Genomic DNA, 679 nt, shown 5'->3' on the forward strand with positions numbered 1-679 from the left:
TCCTTTCCTACTTCATTCCTCAAACAACTGCGGGTACTGTTCCCTCATAGAAGCTTCTGATTCCCAAGTTGCTTCTTCTAAATTCTGATTTCTCCACAATACTTTAACCTGTGGTATAACTTTATTCCTCAATACTCTTTGCTGTCTATCTAAAATCTGAACTGAAATTTCTTCATATGAACCATCTTCTAGATACTTATCAGCAGGCAAATCAATAACATGAGTTGGATCGCGTAAACTCTTTCGAAACATTGAAACATGGAAAACATCATATACTTTAGACATACTTGATGGTAAAGCTAACTGATATGCTACATTTCCCACTTCTTTAATAACCTCAAATGGACCAATGAACCTTGGCACTAGCTTACTTCTCTTTCCAAAACGCACCACTCCCTTGCGAGGCAAAGCTTTCAAATAAACAAAGTCCCCAACTTTAAAATTTAAATCTCTGTGGCGTACATCATAATAACTCTTTTGTCTACTTTGGGCTGTCTGCAAACGATCTCTAATGATTTTAATCTTTTCAGTCGTCTCTCTGATATATTTTGGTGTATTAACATGTTTTTCACCAACTTTTGCCCAACAAATTGGAGATCTACAGGGACGTCCATAGAGAACTTCATAAGGTGTCATTCTAATGCTAGCCTGATAACTATTGTTATAAGCAAATTCTGCT

The 679-nt window shown here is 36.4% G+C and carries 1 protein-coding gene; it reads right to left on the reverse strand.

Translation table 11 applies throughout. The features are described 5' to 3' along the window. Nucleotides 1–12 precede the first annotated feature (12 nt). A partial coding sequence (locus tag HLA93_RS20445) for a hypothetical protein (RefSeq protein WP_222196276.1) occupies nucleotides 13–679 on the reverse strand: 667 nt, incomplete at its 5' end.

Origin of the sequence: Modestobacter italicus, assembly GCF_019799965.1 — a bacterium.
GTDB classification, from domain to species: Bacteria; Actinomycetota; Actinomycetes; order Mycobacteriales; family Geodermatophilaceae; genus Modestobacter; species Modestobacter italicus_A.